At 46.3% G+C, this 21,691-nt stretch carries 11 protein-coding genes; 4 read left to right on the plus strand and 7 right to left on the minus strand.

Features of this window, described 5'->3' with window-relative positions:
- Positions 1-38 precede the first annotated feature (38 nt).
- Together AC1DP6_RS32900 and AC1DP6_RS32905 are read right to left on the minus strand one after the other, a co-directional pair.
- Positions 39-1,037, minus strand: coding sequence for a beta-ketoacyl-ACP synthase III (locus tag AC1DP6_RS32900; RefSeq protein WP_477058663.1), 999 nt, complete (start codon positions 1,035-1,037; stop codon positions 39-41).
- A gap of 40 nt (positions 1,038-1,077) precedes the next feature.
- Entirely contained in the window at positions 1,078-2,541 is a 1,464-nt protein-coding gene (locus tag AC1DP6_RS32905; protein WP_477058664.1) for a hypothetical protein, read from the minus strand.
- A 378-nt stretch (positions 2,542-2,919) separates the two neighbouring features.
- On the opposite strand from AC1DP6_RS32905, the gene AC1DP6_RS32910 reads away from it, so the two are divergent.
- Complete coding sequence (locus AC1DP6_RS32910; protein WP_477058665.1) at positions 2,920-3,072, plus strand: hypothetical protein; 153 nt, start codon at positions 2,920-2,922, stop codon at positions 3,070-3,072.
- 110 nt (positions 3,073-3,182) lie between these two features.
- Here AC1DP6_RS32910 and AC1DP6_RS32915 read toward each other — a convergent pair whose 3' ends face one another.
- The gene (locus AC1DP6_RS32915; RefSeq protein WP_477058666.1) at positions 3,183-4,799 is read right to left on the minus strand and encodes an Ig-like domain-containing protein; all 1,617 of its coding nucleotides are present in this window, start codon (positions 4,797-4,799) and stop codon (positions 3,183-3,185) included.
- A 291-nt stretch (positions 4,800-5,090) separates the two neighbouring features.
- Between AC1DP6_RS32915 and AC1DP6_RS32920 the strand changes: the two genes are divergently transcribed.
- From AC1DP6_RS32920 to AC1DP6_RS32930, 3 genes are all read left to right on the plus strand, one after another.
- Complete coding sequence (locus AC1DP6_RS32920; RefSeq protein ID WP_477058667.1) at positions 5,091-6,305, plus strand: winged helix-turn-helix domain-containing protein; 1,215 nt, start codon at positions 5,091-5,093, stop codon at positions 6,303-6,305.
- A 57-nt stretch (positions 6,306-6,362) separates the two neighbouring features.
- The gene (locus AC1DP6_RS32925) at positions 6,363-6,932 is read left to right on the plus strand and encodes a Crp/Fnr family transcriptional regulator (RefSeq protein ID WP_477058668.1); all 570 of its coding nucleotides are present in this window, start codon (positions 6,363-6,365) and stop codon (positions 6,930-6,932) included.
- A 79-nt stretch (positions 6,933-7,011) separates the two neighbouring features.
- Complete coding sequence (locus tag AC1DP6_RS32930; RefSeq protein ID WP_477058669.1) at positions 7,012-7,518, plus strand: cupin domain-containing protein; 507 nt, start codon at positions 7,012-7,014, stop codon at positions 7,516-7,518.
- 124 nt (positions 7,519-7,642) lie between these two features.
- On the opposite strand, the gene AC1DP6_RS32935 is transcribed toward AC1DP6_RS32930, so the two are convergent.
- The 4 genes from AC1DP6_RS32935 to AC1DP6_RS32950 all read right to left on the minus strand — a co-directional run.
- The gene (locus AC1DP6_RS32935) at positions 7,643-8,173 is read right to left on the minus strand and encodes a hypothetical protein (RefSeq protein ID WP_477058670.1); all 531 of its coding nucleotides are present in this window, start codon (positions 8,171-8,173) and stop codon (positions 7,643-7,645) included.
- 11 nt (positions 8,174-8,184) lie between these two features.
- Positions 8,185-10,053 (minus strand): hypothetical protein, encoded by a 1,869-nt coding sequence (locus AC1DP6_RS32940; RefSeq protein WP_477058671.1) that lies wholly within the window; start codon positions 10,051-10,053, stop codon positions 8,185-8,187.
- Between the two features lie 39 nt (positions 10,054-10,092).
- Positions 10,093-18,909, minus strand: coding sequence for a Tc toxin subunit A-related protein (locus tag AC1DP6_RS32945; RefSeq protein ID WP_477058673.1), 8,817 nt, complete (start codon positions 18,907-18,909; stop codon positions 10,093-10,095).
- A partial coding sequence (locus tag AC1DP6_RS32950) for an RHS repeat-associated core domain-containing protein (protein ID WP_477058672.1) occupies positions 18,833-21,691 on the minus strand: 2,859 nt, incomplete at its 5' end. The genes AC1DP6_RS32945 and AC1DP6_RS32950, both read right to left, overlap by 77 nt.

Genomic DNA, 21,691 nt, shown 5'->3' on the forward strand with positions numbered 1-21,691 from the left:
TTATGATTGATCTTTCATTTATTAAAAGTACTCAGCGCCTATGCCCCATCGTAAGCCCATATCAAATAATTTGCCCCCCAGGTAAAACCAGCACCAAACGCAGACATTAAAATCTTATCCCCTCTTTTCAGCAACTTCTGATAATCCCATAAACACAACGGAATAGTGCCCGCAGTGGTATTGCCATAATGATGAATGTTAATCATTATTTTCTCTTCCGGAAAGGATAACTGCCTCGCTACCTCTAACAAAATTCGTTTATTTGCCTGATGTGGAACCAACCATTTAATATCATCTCCGGAAATGTCATTTCTTGCCATCAACTCCTGCATGGTCGATACCATATGTTTTACTGCAAGTTTATAAATTTCTTTCCCATTCATCCGGATATAATGTTGCCGCGCCGAAACAGTGATTTCGCTGGCAGGTAAGGCAGAACCTCCTGCTGGCATGAAGAGGTGTTTTCCACCTTCCCCATCTGTTTTCAATATACTGTCTTTTAATCCGTAACCGTTGTAATCAGGCTCCAATAGCACGCCCGCACCTCCATCCCCAAAAATGCTGGCGGTCATGCGCTCGGTATAGTCTACAATGGCACTCATCTTATCTGCTCCTATCACCAGTACTTTTGCATATTTACCACCTTCAATGAACCTGGCGCCAACATCCAGTGCAGCTAAAAAGCCGGAACAGGCCAGATTAATATCCATTGCCCAGGCATTTTTTGCACCAATGGCTGCTGCCACAATATTGGAAGTACTGGGTACAATCATATCTGGTGTGCTGGTAGCAACTACCAGCAAATCAATTGCTGACGGATCAATTCCACGTTTCTCACAAATCTGTTTAGCCACCGGGATGCATAACTCAGATGTACCACGACCCTCTCCTTTCAGGATCCGCCTTTCCCGGATACCCAAATGCTCATAAACCCATTTATCCGAAGTATTAACGTATTGCTCTAACTCCTTATTGGATAGCACATAGTCGGGCACATAGCCACCAACAGCGGTGATGGCTGCAGTTATTTCTTTCATAAATAATCAGTTTACGCTATCTCTGAAAAACAATGGACCTTCAGAGGATAGCAGGTAAATTTAAATCGATGGTTACAACTGAATAAAGTACGGTAGGATCTTTTGGTGATATGATGTGGCAAATAAACTTAAAGCACTTCTTTGATAAACGGTTCACTGATATATTGACAATACAGGGGCAATCAATAGGGATTATTTTTATAGGCAAAAGTTCTATTCCATCCAGTACCGGGCGCCGTAATAAAGGCAGGTGCATGATATCCTGCAGCCACTTTTCCGCTTCAACAGCCAGGCATTGATAAATAAGCAAGGTGGGTACACAGGGATAACCTGTAAAATGCCCGCTGCATTGGGCGTGTGAAAAAGGAGGTAATACCGCCTGATATTGGTAAGGGTTGTTGAATAAATGCCGTGTAATTCCGGACAATGGTTCCACCGGATGAGCTGCTGCCAGCTCTTCAGAAGCTTTAAGTGTAGCAAACTTAGCAAGGAACTTTTCCGCATCCAGCATATAATAATCAAACATCATCATATAAACAGGATCTCCCTTATCACTGATAATATTTAATATACTTCTTCTTTTCTGTTTTTCAACAGGCATACTTTCAATGACTGCTGTATAAATCATATCCCTGCTTACTTCACCACATCTAAACACCCTGAATTTCTCTCCCATCATGTAGTGATTTTCGGATGGCTGGTTTAATCTGCCGAAATTCCAGGCCTCCAGGGAAATGCAATACCGTATTAACAGCGCAAAACTATCCACCATAAAATCATCTGCTTTGCCTAGCACTGCATGCAGTAAATGTCCGAATACCTGCTTCTTGCCGGAAGGCAGTTGAAAAAAAGGCGCCGATATACCTAAGTTTTGTAATGGTATTGCGGTGCTTTCAGATTCTTTTTTAAAAATCAATATCTCGTAAACACATTCACTGCTTTCCGCGTTAAGCTCAACTAAAGTGATGCCGGTGGTATACATCGGAGTCAGCTCCTCGCTAACGGCCTGTATAAACGGGGAAATAGACGGCCAGGTAATTTCGTCCGCTATACCCAACTGACGGGTAATTCTATGATACCTGTCCACACCCGTAAAAATCACTTTAACCATGTCTGGTTTGAATTCAACAACATTAAACCTGAACTCAGGGCTGGAAGTGAAAATAGCAGATAGCAGTACCAGTAATATTCCCCGTGCATCCCTGTCCAGGTCCGGATTTGCCTGCACGGCAGCGGCTACTCTTAACCGGCCTAACTCATAAATAGTTGCCTGCGACAACGGGTCTATCAAATGTTTTCCCTTCAGCAACGCCGCTTTATCGAGCATAACTCCATAAAATGCACTGGTAATATTTGATAACCCAGCTACCAGTGAAGTAACGGTTGGAGGGAAAAAAGTATTTATCACTTCGTCACGACTCATGTCAGAATGATACACATCCTGACGACTGATCTCCGACAAATAAGTATACGCGTGCGGGGGTAAGTCATTATGGGCTGTCATACTACTGATTTAATAAATTGCCGGATAGTAAAGCATTATTAGCTATTGGTCAACAAACATTACGGGGTTCCCGGTTAATACTTCTTTAAAGTAAAAATAGTAAAGGCAACTGCAAAAGAACAGCAGATAACGGACATATACAAGTTAGCACAACTAATCAATTCATTTGTTCGCAAATTTGTGACTCATCCGGCAGACCCTGCAATTCACAATTTATTCTATGGGTATTGCAATTATTTCCCTGGTATAGTAAAGACTATTGCGATTTTTCTGTATCTTAATAATATCAAAAAAAATGCGCCTTGCATTTCACTACATGCTAACCTTATTCGTATAAACCATAAACCTGTATTATCATCAAACGTTAAACTAATCACTATGAAAAAAGAAGAAAAAAAATTAAGCCTGAAGAAAATCAAAATCCTTGCACTAACAAAACCTACTGCTGTGAAGATTGAGCTTCAGGGTAAGAAACGTTGTCATTGGACTCAAATCAACGGTTCCTGCGGGACTTCGTATGATTTATGTTGATTACGACAAAAAAGTTCGAATGATTTAACAGTATATAAACTAAAATCAGCTACAGTAGCTGATTTTAGTTTATATACTCCCCTTTGAAATGCTCACCTAACCTGGCAGAATTATTTACTTACCAGCACTTTCCCCGAAAATACCTTTCCTGTTTTAGTACGCACCTGTATTAAATAAACACCTGCTGGTAGCGAAGCTGGTAACTGCACACTATTTGTCTTCAATGTGGTTTGATAAACAGGTATTCCATCCATGCTATTGATCACAACGATACCATTTTTGAATGCTTTGTTGTCTTTAAACCATATCTGCCCGGTAGTGGGGTTAGGATATAATGCTAACTGATCTGCCATATTTTCCATATTACCTGATAAGCCATAGGCAAGTGTAACCACTACAATTGCAGGTGTACGGCTGCTAACACAACCATTTACCACAGACGCTACATAATAATGCAGGGTATCTGTTGTTACAGGATGTACCGCAAACTTACTACCTATAAACAGCAGCGAGCCGGCAATAGGCGCATTATACCAGCGGAAAGTGGCACCTGCAGGAGCGATAGCCCTAAGTGTATCTGTTGTATTCAATACTACCAACAAAGGATTGTTTAGGAGTACTGGCGGTGTCCTCGGTGTTACCTGTACTTTTACCGGCCGTCGGGAAGGGTACTCACAGTAGGCCCTGCCTGTAACAAAATAGGTAGTGGTAGTAGCAGGACTTACCTTGAAAAAATCTCCGGTATGCAAGAGAGTTCCACCCGTAGTTGCATTATACCATACATTAGTATAAAGTGGATTAAAAAGTACCTGCGTGGCATGTAGCATAACGCTATCTCCCTCACAGATATGTACACTATCGGCATCTACGTTAGGTAAAGCGGAAGCACTGCCTGCCCAATAGGCGTGATGTACAGAATCGGATTTACAACCCGTAACAGGATTTACTGCCTGTATATAGATATCTCCTTGTGCACTCGCAAACCTATCATAAGGGGGTAAAAGCACAGTATCATTATTTTGCACAACATAAGAAGTATCCAGGAATATGGTAGAAAGGCCACTATAAATGATCCTGACATGATAGTCGATACCTTGTTGATGATTTTGTATAACCATGGGAGATGCACCACATACGACCCCTTCTTGCGGAGAATAAACCGGGTTGGCAATACTGTTCTTTTTATAGGCATAATATAAGCGGAAAGAAGTAAGTAATCCAAGGAGTGTACTACTCAACTTAATTTTTACCCGGTCAAATTGTGCAGTGGGACGAAGCAATACTTCCGCACGGGTATTACAGTTCACCAGTCTCAGTAAACCGGATGATACGGTTTTCGCATCATTATTGGCTGTAGCGCCATTATATGTTTCCACGGTAACACCACCAAACAGATTGGCAGATAATACCGTGTTACTGCTACCAATCCCGATAATCAGTGAATCACAACCTCCATTACTGGCTGCCGGAAAAATCAGGGTTTGCTCCACACTTACTCCCAACAATCCGACATTAATAACAAAAGTGGAGTAATCATCGAGACTGCTGCCATCCACGGGATTATTGGGATTGGTGACTCCACATAATAAGCAAATCCCGTTTACCTGGTTTGTCTGACTATTGGCATAAGTTTTTTGCCCAGAACTATCAGACGGGGATACAAGAAAAAATAACAATAGCAATATCGGCAGGTATGCTGTTTTAAAGAAATACCATCTTGTTTTCATAAATGTAAATTTAAAGACCTAATAATGATGAGGGTTTAAAATGAAAAAGAAATACAACAGGGACTATCATCATCCCTTGCATGTATGTAAAATAACTTTCCAGGTAAGATGATTATAATTCAATAGGGTTAATACTATTTGAAGGTCTGTAGATTGAGTTGAAAGGAAGGCGCAGTCATATAACTATACATAATAAGAAGAGGATGTCTCAAAAAGACATCCTCCTGTGAACCTTATGGCAGAAAAATCGAACAAAGGTGGCAGAACTTTTTTTCTTATTTTGCTTTCATTATGAAGCAACATATCCTCAGCAGTTCACAGGCAAAAAAAATAATCCTTCATGCGGCAGGGTTGGCTCAACCCGGGCAGTTCGGGAAAGGAATCGAGGCAGTCTATAAACTCATCGACCACCTTGGTTTTATTCAGATAGATACAAACTATGTTGTTGAGCGGGCGCATCACCATGCCATTGCATCCCGCGTACCTGACTATAAACCGGAATGGATTGATGAGCTGCAGGCGGATGGACACATCTTTGAATTTTTCACTTACGGCACAGGATATATTCCCATACACGAATTCCGTTTTTCATTGCCTGTTAAGGAAGGTTTTTTATCCCGGAGAAAGCCCCTGACACCACCGGAGATCAGTCTTATGAAAAAGGTACTCGATAGAATTGCCCGTGAAGGCCCTCTCATGGTAAAGGATTTTGAAAATGACCGCCCGGTGGCAAGCTCCGGTTGGTGGGATTGGCGGCCGGCAAAGGTCGCACTAGAAAGACTGTTCCTCGATGGAAGCCTGATGTGTACCCGTCAGAAAAACTTCCAGAAAGTATATGACCTGCCCATCAACCTGATTCCGGGTGATGTCGATACTACCATGCCAACCCCGGAAGAATTTGCACGGCATGTGATCCGGCGTTCCTTGCAATCCCTGGGGATTGCCTACGCAAAAGACATCGCCTGGCGGGCACATTACGCAAAGGATAACCTGGTAAAAACAGCGCTGGAAAAGATGGCCGCCGAAGGTGAAGTTTGCCAGGTAAGCATCGAAGGACTGAACACCGCTCCCCTGTATATGTTGCCTGAGTACAAAAGCAAAAAAATAAAACTGGGCGACAATGCATTCATTCTCTCTCCCTTCGACATATTAAATGTGCTCAGGCACCGCTTAAAGGACTTCTTTGATTTCGACTACCAGATAGAGTGCTTTGTTCCCCAGGCAAAGCGGAAATACGGATACTTCTCTTTGCCGGTGTTAGTGGGCGACACCTTTGTCGCCAGGATGGATTCAAAAGCCGACAGGAAACATCGCATACTAACGATCCATAACCTACACTTTGAATCGTTGAAACCATCCCCGGATACGATCAACAAAATCGTTGAGGCGATTAAAACATTCGCAGGTTTCAATCAATGCAGAGAGGTTACCATAAAGAAATCGAATAATAAACAGCTGCTTAAAACTATCAGGGATCGCCTCAGTGAAACAGTTAAGCCCATGTAGAAATATGGAGTTGCCTATAACTCAACTTTGTAGCTTTTTGTTTCTAAATTTACGCTCATGAACAACTTTTGGGAAAAAGTAACCATGTATCATCCGCTGTCGGATGAAAGCCGACAGGCGTGGGGGAATATCATTACAAGTCGTACCTATAAACGTCATGAAACGTTGGTAATGGAAGGCCAGGTGCCGCGGCTGGTGGCCTATGTGGTGAAAGGGCTGTTTTCGCAGTACTATACAGCGCCGAATGGAGATGTGGTGATCAAACGCTTTTTTCCTGAAACATTCCTGGTAGGCTCTATGAGTGCCATGTTGACCCAAAGCCCCAGCCAGTTTACGATCCGTGCACTGGAAAACACCACGGTGTTCGAATATCATTTCGATGAATTTAAAAAGTTGACAATGCTTTGCCCTGATATGGCCGCATTGTATATCCGCTACCTGGAAATACATTGGGTGGTGGAAAAAGAACCACTGGAAATATCACTGCGCTATGACACTGCCAAAAGCCGCTATACTGCCTTCCTGGAACAATTTGCCGAGTTGGAACAACGCTTGAAGCAACACGAGATCGCTTCCTATCTTGGTATTACACCTACACAACTGAGCCGCATACGTGCCGAGCTGTAGTTTTTTTTTAAAGTGTCAACATTTGTAAATGTTTTTCAGGTTGGCATGTCGGAATTTTGTCTTCATAAAAATGAAATTTATGAAGAAGATAGACTATCTGGAAGACCAACTCACCAACAAGGCCACCATACATCATCCGGGCGAAGGAGAGCGACTGGAAATGGGAGGTGCTTCCTTCGTTTTTAAAGTGACCAGCGAAATGTCCAACAGCCACCTCGGCGTATACGAGATCACGCTGCCACCACATACCATCGGCGCCAGGTTGCATTACCACCGTTTTATGGATGAAACCTTTATGGTAGGCAAAGGTGTCCTCACGGTATATGCCGGTGATGATACACATCACCTGCAACCCGGATCAGTTGTGTATGTACCACGTTTCACGCCACACGGTTTTGCCAATGATACAGACGAACAGGTAGTACTCACGCTCATTTTCAATCCGGCAGAGAAAAGGGAGGGCTTCTTCCGCGGACTGGTGGATATACTCAGCGAACAACCCGTTGACCCGGCCAAATATCTGAAACTGTATAACAAGTACGACAGTTTYCCGGTGGATGTCAATAATATGTTACCGGTGAAATGATACTTACCATAAAATATACGAAACAAAAAACCTGCAACCAGTGCAGGTTTTTTGTTTCGTCTCTAACCTCGCCGGGCCTGATATCGAACCGGCTTATACGAAGCCCTGTTGATACCCAACCTGGTTAACTACGTGGATGTTCAGCGGGTTCGCCCCAACGTGTCAGCTGGTAATGTTCGGGATGTATATCCGGACAGGCTTCCGAAGGCAGGCGTATCTTGTTGGAGATGTTGCAGCCACAGAGGTCACAAACCTTTTTACCCGTGCGATACCCTGGCTTGTCCTTCTCCTGGGCCGATGGCATTATCTGCTGAAGGGTGCCCTTGGGACTGCGGAGATGCGGACAGCTCAGACAGGCGTTTTCACGCTGTTCAAGCACGGTTGCATTTACCAGTGCGAATCCTGTTTTACCCCAGCGCAGCAATGCCGTAGCGGCTTTCCTGACAAGTGTTGCATGAGAAAATTCCTGCGTACCCTGTCTGCCTGGTTTGTTCAGCAAAGTTTCCAGCATTTCCGGATTCTCTTTGCTCAAAAGCAGGTTACGGGCATAACTTTCATTTCCCACAGCTGCCTTCAATACTTCTTCTGAAACCGGTTCTCCGAGTCCCAGTATTTCAGCGAACTGGCTCCGTTGTTCAATGAGCGTATTATCCATGGCTTTCCTTTTTACTGTCCGATGAAGTTGATCGAATTTTTCTTAGGATCGATCGGTTCTCCCTTGTTGCCTTTAACACCGGTAACGGTAACCTTATACTTTACCTTTGCTTTGAAATTCGCTACAATCTGTACAGAATGTTCATTGTTTACCGGCACCACAACTGAGCTGATGCTAACTTCAGGTTCAATTGAATAATTGCCTGGCTGCAATGCACTTTCCTGGTCAAGGTTTTCGTTGAAATATAACCTCACAAATGGCGAATCATCAGCAAGTACACCTACTTCTTCAGTGAGGAGCTGCAGCGGCTGTAGAGGCAGCGCTGCACATGGAGGAAGATTACCTCCCAGCCGCGCATATAACATGGTAGTTTCTCTGCATTCAATAGACGGGTATTCCTGTGGATTAGCCGGATCGCCTTTCTGATTTTCCGGTGATATATATCCCCAGAACTGCTGCATCTGTTTGATAGCCTGGCCATCAATGGAGAAAGCGTTGAAATGCCAAACGGTCAACATCACCAGTCCCATTCCGTAATAGTCGGCCTGGATAGTCGGTAATGGCCGCGGACCCTGATAAACGGATATTGGCAGATCAACCAGACGTGCAACACATTGGGCTATAATAAAGGCAATTCCCTCAATATAAAGCCCTTGCATTCTTACCAGCCCTCCGGAGATCACTACCGTTTTTACGCCGTAAGATTCGAATGCATAGGCGTTGGGGGACAGGTTTTCCCAGTCAAGATAAAAGTTGTAATCCGGATAGAAGGCGTTATACAGCTTGAAGAGGTATTTGATAGTGTCGATACCGGTTTTGTTACCATAAGGGCGGAAGTGCACCTCCGGATTTCCTACAATGTCGATAGCCTGTTTATTGGTGATGAATGAATATGCATCAGCGGGGATATGTGCTGGTTCATCCTTAAACAACTTAAAGTGTTTGGGTAGGTTTTCCTTATTACCTTTTGCGCTTTTATGCGTATACACCCCTGTTTTAAGCATCATCGATTTATTGGCCTTATCATATTCTTTAGAGCCAATAACAGGACCTGCTTCAAACTTCTTGCCCAGTGCCACGGGATCCAGCTGAACAGAGAAGTCAGCTACTACAAAACTTCCGGCGCTGATGAGGTGACCATTGAGATCACCGGTAAAAGGAGGGCCTGCAGTAATGTGATGAACGCCTCCGTACCAGTTCCCAATCTTGATGCTCATGATAGCCACCGCTTCACCGGATACTGTTACCAGCTCATCTCCCGGCTTCAGCGTGTTGGCCTGTTTCAGTATACCTGCCGGCGTCATGAACAACTGATCTTCTGTGGAGATGATCCCCAGATCATCGTTACAGTAGACGAAGACCATCGTGGAGGCAATACCGCTTTGGTGATCTGATGGTGGTGTTCCCTGGCTGAATGTCACGGGTGCCGGCGCCCAGGAGAAAGAGAGCTTCCCGCCCTTGCTGGTAACACTCCCACCCATCACATCTTCACCAACGCTGATTTTTTCGATGGCTTTCAATCCTGAAGGAATGGCAATGGGCGTACCATAGGCAAGGCAGGAACAACAACAAAAACAGTCCCGGGGCTCCATCTCCGGGTGTGCTCTCAAATATTTTGCGAGTTCAGTGACTGTCGCAAATACTTTCTCCTCGCACTTCACGGCATTGTACTCTTTTGGAGCGCATTTAGAAGGATTATAAGCTTCGCTGAACGGAAAGGGCTCATAATACTTGTTCTCCTGAGCGCAGAAAGCATGCGTGGCGCCACCTTCCTGGGCATCCAGACAGTGATAGGAAGATGCGGTGCCGAGGTCATTGGGGCATGGTCCCAGCCCCTGGGACTGCAGAGAATTAAAGCATGTGGTAGGATCGTAACCCATAGTCGTATGTTATTTTGAGGGTGAAAAAATAAGATTTCATCAGAATACATCTGCCTCGTAAACCACCACCATCGCAAGATTCAGCAGTTTGGCCGGATCCAGTGATTTAGGTGAATTGTTATTGAGGAGGACAGCAGGAGTTTTAGTAATATCGAAAGTAAGTTTCCATATAACGGCTGATCCATCATCCGTAACACCTGCCGGTACTGTTTCGCCGAAATTATTTATGATGGAAATATTTTGAGGACTGCCCGTACCAATCGTCAGACTCATAAAATCACTGCCATTGACCAATGCATTATCGGCTGCTTCAAATTGTAACAACACCGCATGCAGTTTTATATTCCGGAGAGTGGTCAGGACATAATTGTCTGTTACATTGAAAGTGATAGATTGCTTATTATCTGCCGGTGGTGTGTTGAACAGCTTATACCATGCGTCGGCATAAGTCTGGTTCATCTCCATTGTTTTCGCCAGCAGATTTACATATTGTGGCGCCGGGGTTTTATAGAGTGCTTTCACTTTCGTTGCAAAACTATTCCCTCCGTCAATGGCGGTATATTTTATCTTCACAATCACATCTGAGATGCTGTTGAAATTGATCCGGTTGGTATCAGGCGGCAACTGGAATGTCCAGCTGGACACGGCGCCGGTGCCTTCATACGGCAGATAACGGTCGTCGTTGAAGTTGAGCTGGAACAGACCATTGTCGTCCACACCTTTTGACACTGCAATCTGTTGTCCCGGCATCCAGTTGGTGCGCAGCACATTGGAAGATGGTGCAGCGGGTACCGAACCCTGGAAGTCGGCACTCGTCAGATAGACCAGGTAATTGACCGGTGATACATCCTGCGCATCTGCCTTGAGGAGCACATAATTAGCGTGCTGGGTCAGCGTAGCGTTCAGGTTTTGATAAGGCCCTACTACAGCAGGCAGGGATATGGAAATGGTCATAATCTTCCGGCAGTAATGACCGGGATAATCAAAGTCAAACATGCGTTCGCTCAGGGTAAAATTGAACACGCCCTGCTGCCCGTTATTGTGTCCCCAGATAAACTTCAGGAACTCCTGCGGAAACGCCTGCCGCAATGATATTGTCTTTTCAATTTCAAGATTGCGGGAGTTATGATTAAGATAAGAAGTCTCCATCTGTTGCAGGGAAAGCAGCAGCCCTTCTCCGGAGAGTAACCCTTTACGCAGACTGTCCCAGTAGTTGTAGGTGATAAAGGTATCGCTGTTGTTCAACTCATACTGATAGGTAGTCTGTGCTGCCAGGGCGGTGGTCATAGCCAGCTGGTAACTGTTGTAGAAGATGGAAGATACCCGGTTGATCATCCACTGGTATAATTCCTGGTTGGTGAATTTTGTCCGGATGAAATCATATACACGTGCTGCCTGTTCTATGCTTTTCAGGTGTACGGCCAGGTCCTGCTGATAGAAAGAAAGTTGTGAGTGTGCAGCTGCAATCTGCGCAGTCATCTGCGCTACTTCAAAGGTGGCAGTTCGCTGCTGAAGGACCCAGTCTTCGTACCTTCTGTCGAATTGTGCCATGGTTGCCAATATGGCCGCACTCTGATTGAGAATGGAAGCTACGCCATCGCTGACCTGTGCACCGCAGTTGACGGCCTCACCAAACTGCATACCACCATCTGCGAAGCCGAAGATATTAGGCAACAGGTAGCCGGCAAGCGCTATGCCGGTGATGCCTACCGCCAGCTCCTGAGGTGCTATCACTGCTCCTGACAGGATGAGCGAGGCTTTTTCATTTCCACTCAAACCATTGTCAATAAGATCAATGTAGTATGTCTGCCGGTATTGCGCACTTTGCAGTGCTTCGTTTAATGAAGTGATGGTATTTTTTTGTTCTTCAATCTGCTGTTGTTTCATGACGGTGATCATGTTCAGCAACGCTATCTGTTGCGATGCGTTCAACAGGGAAAGTCCCTCAGCATCATTATTCTGTAATACCGTTAACAGGGTACTGCCCAGTTGTATCACGGCGCTGGTAATACTGTATGCACGGGTCAGCATGGCCTCAAAGCGGTAATATGGAACGGCCGGCTGGAAAGGAAACTGAACACTTAATACGCCATTGTTGGCGGCAGCGGCCTTGATCAGCAGATTCGGATCAATCGGAGCATCGAATAACGGCAACGGCTGCGCGATGCCATTGATATTCAGACAATGCCTGATTTTGTAAAGACGATCTTCTACACGGTCCCAGTAGCCCATAAACTGGCTGTTGTCCGGAACACAGAAATACACATTCAGGTCATTATACGCAATACCTGACTTCCCGGTATTCTGATCTAACCGGTTTCCGGCAGTACTTTCCAGGTCTATCAGAAACTGTGGTATGTCCGCACCATATTTTGCCTGGATATCCGCAAAGTTCGCAGCAGGCTGACTGCTGCAGGGGCCGAGGTCTTCGGGGCGTGGTCCCAACAGATCGTAGGCATATACATATAGCATCGTAGCCGTGGTAATGCTTTCCCACGTGTATTGTGTAAATTCCATATCACCCCAGTCCAGCAGGTTATCTATATATTGCATGACAGCATTCTTTTCATATGCACCAATTCTCAGTCTTGCAATGGCATCCGGATCAAAAGGATCATCGTTGTAAACCTTTATCTGTACAGGGTTTTGAAGATTACTCTGTATAGAGGCGATGGTATGGTTTCTGAAAGGATTGAACTGCCAGTAGCGCACCAGCGGCGTAGACAGATAATTATTCTGCAGCATATTCTGCATTTCCCGTGCTATTCTCAAATTGGTGCCATCAGGATCTCTGTTGAGATTCAGTCCAAGTACCTGTGCTATCTGCGGAACCGTAGCACTGTTACCGGCAGCGGTTACGGCTCCGTTGGCGATATAGCCGGCAGTAACGAGTGCAGCATAAAATTGTTCTGACTGTGTTTTAGTGATGTCGCGGTTGATAAAAGCATCCGGCTTTAAACTGACCGGAGGTAATGTTGGATTAAAGATGTATTGATACCATTGTTCTGCTTCCAGGAACTGTTGGTTACTGTTTAACAGGGATGCCACCATGGTAGGTGTATAGTAGAAAAGTTCCCAGTAATACAGACTGTAGGGGCCCGTGAAATCTACCTGGTTATTGTAATTGGCTGCCGGCAGCGATACCTGCGGACCCGGCTGATAATCGCTGAAGCTATACCCGATATTAACGGGGGCCTGCTGGGCGCTCAGCGCCAACACGGCATCTATGCCTCCTGTAAACAACCGCCTGCTGAGATCCTGTACAGCTCCGGTATTCAATCTGGTAGAAGCAAATTTCATGGTATTGTAATCCACATCTTCATTGACGGTCGTACTGTTGTATCGTAATCCGGTACGCCCGGATGACATGAGCACATTCAGTACCCATTGTGCCTGCAACAGTGTAATCGCCAAAGGTCTGTAAATCAACGCGGGGGTTAGAATGGAGACGGCTTCCATGTCAACGATTCCGTTCTGATCTACGAGTGCCACTACCTTTGTTTGCAATCCCTGGTAAATGCTGGTCGATTTGGCTGCATCAATGTTTATTCCGCTGTTGATAAAAGCATTGGAGGCCACCCATCCGAAAGTGGAGGCCACCTGCAGCGCGCTTGTTATTTCCGGAACAATCGCCTCCGGTTCAATGAGAAAAGTACCGCCGGGATGCAGGAAAATGAAACTGCAGGGCGTGTTCCTTACGGGAATCACCCCGGCGCCAGCTCCCTGTGGGTTACCCAGGATTAATGGAGAGCCCAGGAAAAGCTGTAACAACGTATCGAGTACATACCGGGCCACCATTTCATCCTTCGCCTGTATGAGTGCTTCTATCATATTTACTTTGTACACCACGATATCCGGATCAATAACACCCTCCAGGTTGAGTGGTCCCTGCGGTGCCTGCAGATTATAGAAATAGGTTTCTGAATCTTCCGCAGAGATGCCCCCTTCCGGCCAGTAGAAGGACAACAGATTGGCCGTTTGGGCAGGAGGAAATGCCGTAATAGGTTGAAGGCCCATGCCTGCTGTATAGTTGGCGCCAATAGTATTCGGAACGGGAATCAACACCAGTGCCCCAGACACATCGTCAAATCCGGCCTGGAATGCAGGTGTGGAATTGTCTCCGAAAATATCATTTGCCAGGTACCGGAATTCCTGCTGGTTGATCAGCCAGGATGAATTCAGCATATCATCTACTACCGATGACCCCATCAGCGGCAATTGTGCATTTTCAGGCCCCCAGACTAATTGATTATAGTCGCTGACAGCTGTGCTCAGCGTGTTTTCAAAATCGGTGATGCTGGCATTATTAACGGGTACACTGGATGACGTTAAGACAGTACTGCGCCCATTTACGGACAGCAAAGGACCATAATAGATCATCAGTTTTTCGCCACTTAATCTTCCGATAATAGCATCTGCGTAATGATCACTACTAACTGGTATGGCAGCCACTTTATGCCAGTAAGGCTGATCAGCATCAAAGAGCGCAGCAGGGAAAGGTGCATGCAGATCTGTTTTGCTGGCAACATCAATTGGCTGGTTGCTGATGAGTGATTGAGGCTGCGTCCAGTTACCATTAAAATCGATAAAGGAATAATTAACGGATGCAGTAGTAACGGTAGCCCGGGTGCTGTCACTGCTGGCAGTAGGATCTGTTACCTGCGCAGAGGACAACTCCGTCCAGAAAATGAATAACCGGTTGAATACATATACCGGGGTGATGTACATGGATGGAATCGTGATCTTGATCTCCTTCCATTCGGACCATATACTTCCGGATTGCCGGGTGATGTAATAAAAGTTGGCCGGATCGGTTTGTGAACGGGCAAAGAGATAGAGTGTATCTGTAGCACCGAAAGTAGGATCATGTACAACATACTGACAGGCATCTACATATTGCAGCTTCGACAGGTAACTTAAACCATCCAGGTATTTTTTGTATGCCAAATCTGCACTCGGCTTGGTCACTTCATTCTGTGAGAGATCATTTTCCAACTGGGTAAAAAGACTGGTCTTGGTTCTTCGCAGCGCCGGGTTCAGATAGTTTTCAGGATAAAGGAAAATCTGTCTGTTCGCTTCCCATTCGCGGTAGCTCATCAGCCAGGGCCACCAGCTGTCAGGAATATCATCTTTGCTGATGCTGACATTGATCTCCAGATTCAGACGGCAACGTTGCAGGTATAACTGTGCAGAGTTCAGCGCCTGCCGGATCAGCGATATCTCACTGCATCCTCCCATATCCACATCAATCAACAGGTACTCGTACAGTGCCCTTGAATTGGAGATGTCTGCATATATTTTGCGGAGCTTCCATATACTGAATGCTTCCAGCACATTCCGCTGCTGTTCGAGCAGTGGGCCATTATATTGCTTGTAAACAGTGACCCATGCCTGATCTCCGAAGTGTGCACGCAGTGCACCTGTCAGCGCATTGGCCCTGTCAGTAAAGGCGAGCCAGTTATTATTATCAGCGGCTGGTAGCAGCTGAAGTGATGCCAGCGATTTCATGAAATACATATCCAGCCCTAACTGTTTCCCAAGTACGAAACAATTATTTACCTGGTAAATCTGGCTGACAGTGCTGCACAAATTGCCATCGCCGAAAAGCAGATTACACACAAATACACATTGATCCAGCGGCCAGCCCGTGAGTGCGCACAGCTTTGCCAGCTCATCATTGTTCACTTTACCCGCAGTTGCCAGCGCCAGGAAACTGATGAATTGATTTTTTGTATCCTGGAAAGTATATACCAGGCTTTTCATCTTCCAGATATTAATCACATTGGAAAGAAGCAGGGGCGTAAAATTAAATACGTCTCCACTGCCGTTCAGATATGCCTGCGGATACTGGTAAATGTTGCTGAGTTCATCCGGCGTAAGCGACAGCCTGACAGATAACAGCAGATGCTGCGAGAACATAAGAATGAAGCGCTCCGTGACCGGGTTATCAACACCTGTATCACTAATCAGTAACGCCACTACAGAAAGTATTTTCTGTATGGTACCAATGCCGTTGATCATCACCGCCGTCAGCTGTATGTCTGCACCGAAGAACCCCGCCAGGTTACCCGTAACCGCCTGCTGCTGATCCGTATAAATCTGATTCAATCTTTTCTGTACATCATTGAGCTGTTCCGGCGTAGGTGTGTAAGAACTGTTATCAGGTAAAGTGATCGTTTTGATGTTAACTTTTTCTGCATCCGTCAACTGCTTCAACACCACCCCTTTGGCGTCAATGAAACTGTTGGCGGTAAAATAATTGAAGAAAGCAGTAGATACATCTGCCGTAATGATATTGGAGATAAAACTGCCACTGGTAGCCAATAGCGGCTGTATATACTGAACAAGGGATTTCAGAAAAGCACTCAGCGAATCCCTGGTATAACCAGTATTGACATACAGACTGGTTACACTATTAAGAATATAATCCAGTTCATATACATTGAAACCGGCAAGTTTCATCCAGTCTGACACATCTGCTATTTGCGTGATATCTGCCGGCAACAAACGTTGTTTGTCTGACATGCCTGTCAGCTTCAGTAAGATCAGATAATCCGCTACTGGGAGGCCGAGTTGTGCAGGCAGCAGTGTATGCCGGTATAAGAGAGACAGGGTACTTACCCCCAGCGTCAACTTTGATGTTTTAGGAAAGAAGTTGGCAGCAATAGCCGTAAGATCATTGTTGCTGGCCTTAATACCGGAAACGATCCTGCGCGCATAGGTAAGAGAGGATTGTACAGACTGGGCTACCTGGGCATTTTCGGTATCATAGAGCGACTGGCTAACAATCCAGTCGATAGGCGTATTCAGGTAAAGAGAATTATTGAACAGCGCGTTTTTATTATCACCACTAATAGTGGTGATAGGATGATAGTAGTCCAGGTCTTCGCCATTGCGGATCAATGCCGGATCGTTAAAGATGGTATCGAAGAGCGCTTCAGAGTAAGTGCCATCGCCCATGCCTATCGTTTTAATATCAAACCAGCATGCGGCGAGGTTCACCGGAGGAATATTCAGCCTGTCTGACAACGCTTTCACATTTGCCAGTGTCACCAACATTTCGTCGGTAACAGCTGTATAACCGAAAGAGGTCATGAGCCAGTCGAGTGTAGGGTAATCCCATCCGATGGCTGCGGCCAGTCGCAGAAACCTGTTCAGGCGGTCCAGCGTATCATGATTGATGTTGGTGATCTGTTCGAAGGGATGATCCGGATCGGTCTTGTTCACTACTACATTCATGTATGCGTTTGCTGACAGTCCCTGGTTGATGAATAACTGGTGAGCGAGCGTAGTAGCCTGCGCATCACCCGTCTGTGTACCGTTCCAGGGAGTGGGATCCCATTCGCTTTCGTATCCTTTCATCCATTTGCCGGTGAAGGAAGAAAGATTGGCAGCCATGGTAAACTGGAAGCTGCCCTGGTTGTCGGGAGGATCTATGCCGGCCTGTGACCACGTCCCTGTGATGACATTATCTTTAATGGTGCCTTCGAGCGTACCATAATTTTCATTAAAAGAACCACGTACTTCATCTCCGAAAAAAATGAGTACCAGCCTGGTACCGAAGATGGTGGGGATATAGCTATATGCCACGCCTGCGCGTTCTTCCGGGGACAGCTGCTGGTGAAGCAGGAACATAAAGTCACTACGCTCAAGGGCTGTCTGATCCAGCATTTTGGTGAGCACCTCCAATCCGCCGTTATCGCTGTTGCCAACGGGAGTACCATAGGCAGCGGTCAGATCAGCGCCGGTGGTAGCAGGGGTTTTTACGAGCCGATAGCTTTCATAAGAGAGGTTCAGTTCTTCTACGGCATAACCTATAGGCAGCAACTCTTTAGGATCAAATGCGGCAATGATGGTACTCAGTGTGAGCTGGAATTGTTTAAGCAGCCCGCGTATCTGGTTGAGCGGTTGGTTATAGGGTATATTAAAGGGATAGACAGATGTGGCCATCGCCTGCCACACTACCGGATAAGTACCTGGATTTTCATTGATCAGTGCATCTTCTACGGTGTTTTCAAGAATAGCATTGACGATCTGAAGATAAGGCACCATGGTGTTGGTGTTGGAGCAGGTGAGTTCTATACTCCAGAGGTCCGGACGTCGTGCCTGTAAAGTAAGACCCGGAGGAACAGGATTAGCACTGTGTGAGTTGGGAACAGTAATGTCCTTGTCTATAATCCGCATGAGATCCACGAAATAAGCGGCGGCGCCTAATACGGATTTGCATTCCTCACAGGAGCAGAAATTGAGGCTGCCAAAAATTTGCTGGTAATCAGACAGGGCTTCAAAATAACCGGTTACCTCATCGCTGATATGATTCACCGCCATGTTACGGAAGTAGTTGTTGGCGACCACCCCGTTTACAGTAGCCAGCAGGTGCATCGTTTGGTCTTTCACGCGCAATGCCCTGTCGTATACATTGTTGGCCGTTTCGGCATCTCCCAGTTTTTCCTGGTATTCATGCAGGAAAGTGGTTCGGCTCATGGTGGTGAGCTGCTGTGCAGAGTCGATGCCTGCTGTATAGAGCGTGTGTGCTATCTTTTCGTCCGGTGAGACGCGGGATAGACGCTGCCACTTCCGGAGCTGCTGTAGTTCTTCAGATGCTGTTTTCAATCCGTGCGTTTTGAGCACATCTGTATCGAGCAGGTTGACAGTAAGTATATCAAATTCAGGATGCCGGTGATAGAACCCCTTTAGAGAAGCGGGTATAACCGGAGTTAATTTCTTTTGGGTGTTCATGGTTATTTTGTATTGAGGTAATGTAAAGCGTCCATTCAGATCAGAAATTCCTTCGTCCAAGGTAGAAATCTGAATGACCTGTATGAAAGGTTCTTGTAATACGCGTTTGTTCAACATGCGGCGCGACGACAACACCTGTTCCTCTGGTGCTGCGGCTGTAGTAATCGTGTGGTACTTGCCGTGTGGTGCTATGCGTGTTGCCAAAGATCCCGTGCCAGGTGATCGTTCTGTTGTAATACTGATCGTATGATTCACCCAGGGCAAGTCCACCTCTCGGATCGTCCCTTCCGGTTGTGCCGCCCGGAGCATGTTGCGGCAGGGCGCCACCCGCTTGTCCTTGAGCAGGAATTGTCCCGAACGCAGTGTTAAATGTCTGTACGTTTAATGCCGCCTGCTGGGCGGAAACCGGAGGGGTTTGTGTGGTGACACTCAGTCCGGTGGCACTAAAGTCATGGCTCCATGCCAGATCCGCAAAGGTCGACGCCTGATATCGGGACGGCCATGCATCGGCGACCACCGTCTCCCTTTCCGATACCCTGGGATCTCCTATCAGGGTAAAGGAGTGATGTGCATTTGCATCCCATACCCGCATTACAGGTTCAGTCGAAGCGTGGGTAATGAGGTAGCTGTGGGTAAGCGCACTGAATTCGTTGCATGCTCCCCCATGTGCCGCGACTGCGGAAGAAGCCCTGTTAAAAGCATCTGTAGCACTAGTGCCTTCCGCATCAAGAAATGTTGTACGAAGAATATCCCTGGAAACACCGAAACGCGCCGTACTTTCCGCATAGGTAGTCACTACATCATCATGAACGTTTCCGGCATATGGGACAACCGTCCTCGTGTAGTTGATGGCAGCATGTGCATCTTCCAGCCGTCTTCTGACCCTTTGGCTTACGGCTACCCTCCTTGTCTGACCATTGGGATCGGTGAACGTCACCGGATTATCTCCCGAAAAAGTGTAGAGGTTAATGCCATCAACAGGCCCGACAGGATCGGGTTTCAGCCATCGTCCCAACCAGGGGGCATAGTACCGCGCACCATAGTAATACAAACCAGTACTGTCATCACATTCTTTTCCTGCATAGCGGTAATCCTTCCGGGAAACTTCTACCTCGCTGCTGCCCGCAATGATGCTGGTGCCACCATAGGGATAGTATTCTTCATAGCTGATCAGTTGTGCAGTTGTATCGAGTTCCATGGTAACGGAATTCAGCAGGTTACCCAACTGCCAGCGTAGTTGCCGGGTACCAGGTGTGGCTTCTTTCTTATTATCATCCTGCTTCCAGTAGTGGATGATCAGCACACACGCATCACCATCCATTATTCGCAGCGTTTGCCGGGTAAGCGTAGTGGTCATTATATTTTGCGCGCCGGTTGTCTTCTCGTATTTAACTTCATAATTACCCAGGTATACTTTCTCTGTAATACTCAAAGCACCACCACCATGAGCCATCAGCTCAGACACTTTCCGGACACGGATCTCCTCACTGCTGTAGTTGTAGTAGTCACTATCATCCGGTTCCTGCGGACGTTCAATGACACCTGCTTTCACCAGGTTTTCACAGCAGTTATAGGAAAGAGGCACCATGTCGTTGATCTGCAACTGCCTGAGATTACCCGATGCGTCATAGGTAAATCCCTGCAGCCGGTTGGAGTTATCTTCCACAGCTGTGCTTCTTGTCCATGAAGCAGAAACGGCGGTATGACGGGTGGCTATCAGGTTGAATGCATCATCGTAACTATATTGCTCTCTGTAGTTTTCAAGAGAAGATTGATCCGCCGGTAGCTGACTGAATTTACTCTGCTTGAAATCTCCATCAGCAACATTATTCTGGTAGGTAGTAGCCAGGATACCCGGATGTTGTCTGCCGTTGGCATTGATCAACTGGTACAATGCATCGTAGGTATAGTCCGCTACCGGTTCTACTTTCTGGTTGTTACTGAATACAATATCGATGCTGGTATCCGTCATTCTTGTGATGTTACCCACCGGGTCGTAGGTGTACCCGATGTTCTGCAACACATCGTTGTTCTGCCTGGTAGTTTTCAGCAGGAGCAGTCGTGAGGTAGTGTCTTCATAGGTAAATGCTGTCCTCACCCCGTTTGCATAATACACTTTGGTACGCTGCGAACTGGCATCATAATCGATCTGCGTTATTACCTGTTGGGTTGTTTTGTCGCCGTAGGTAACGGAGATGGCGTTAATCAGTCCCTGGGTGTTATAGCCAGTAGTGGTAACAGCGCCATCGGGAGTTTGCTGGGTCAGTGTTTGTCCCAGTGCATTGTAGGAATAGGCGATGTTATAAACCTCCGGCGCCATCGGCACGGAAGACGGATCGCTCCAGTCAGGTGGCAATTTATAATCGCTGGTAAGCTGTCGGGAATCTTCCAGGGAGTGACCTTGTATATTGTAAGCATGACGAATCGCTATACCTGCCAGGTCATTTGCCTGGTACAGCTGCCCGCGAAGATTCTTCGCTGCCGGGTCCGGCTGTGTTTCTCCGTAGGTAAATACTTCTACCAGCGGATACTGATTGGCCAACGCTGTCTTATCGGCCGGCTGCATCTGTTTAACCCTTAGGGCTATACGTCGTTGCAGGCGATCATAGCTGATTAACTGGTTGTAATTGCGTGGAGACCAGGACCACACCAGGTTGCCAAAGATGTTATTCAGGTTGTACGGTTTGCCTGCGTCTATGCTGTCTGTCAGTATAGCATCCTGTACTCCCATCATATAACCATACCTGAAATTGTAGTAGTCCGTTGCTTTTGTAACGTTTGAATAATATAACCGTGCATCGATGACGGTGGTGACCCGGCTGCTAATATCTGTATCATAGCGCGCTGTCAGGCAGTTTTGTTTTAACAGTGCAGTGATTTGCGGGATGAAGTTATCGAA

The organism is Chitinophaga sp. 01L420, assembly GCF_056399985.1.

Bases quoted from the DNA above. Each gene is read 5' to 3' on its own strand.
- AC1DP6_RS32900 (WP_477058663.1), bottom strand. From the start codon at position 1,037: ATGAAAGAAATAACTGCAGCCATCACCGCTGTTGGTGGCTATGTGCCC.
- AC1DP6_RS32940 (WP_477058671.1), bottom strand. From the start codon at position 10,053: ATGGGTTACGATCCTACCACATGCTTTAATTCTCTGCAGTCCCAGGGG.
- AC1DP6_RS32925 (WP_477058668.1), top strand. From the start codon at position 6,363: ATGAACAACTTTTGGGAAAAAGTAACCATGTATCATCCGCTGTCGGAT.
- AC1DP6_RS32935 (WP_477058670.1), bottom strand. From the start codon at position 8,173: ATGGATAATACGCTCATTGAACAACGGAGCCAGTTCGCTGAAATACTG.
- AC1DP6_RS32910 (WP_477058665.1), top strand. From the start codon at position 2,920: ATGAAAAAAGAAGAAAAAAAATTAAGCCTGAAGAAAATCAAAATCCTT.
- AC1DP6_RS32905 (WP_477058664.1), bottom strand. From the start codon at position 2,541: ATGACAGCCCATAATGACTTACCCCCGCACGCGTATACTTATTTGTCG.
- AC1DP6_RS32920 (WP_477058667.1), top strand. From the start codon at position 5,091: ATGAAGCAACATATCCTCAGCAGTTCACAGGCAAAAAAAATAATCCTT.
- AC1DP6_RS32945 (WP_477058673.1), bottom strand. From the start codon at position 18,909: ATGTTGAACAAACGCGTATTACAAGAACCTTTCATACAGGTCATTCAG.
- AC1DP6_RS32915 (WP_477058666.1), bottom strand. From the start codon at position 4,799: ATGAAAACAAGATGGTATTTCTTTAAAACAGCATACCTGCCGATATTG.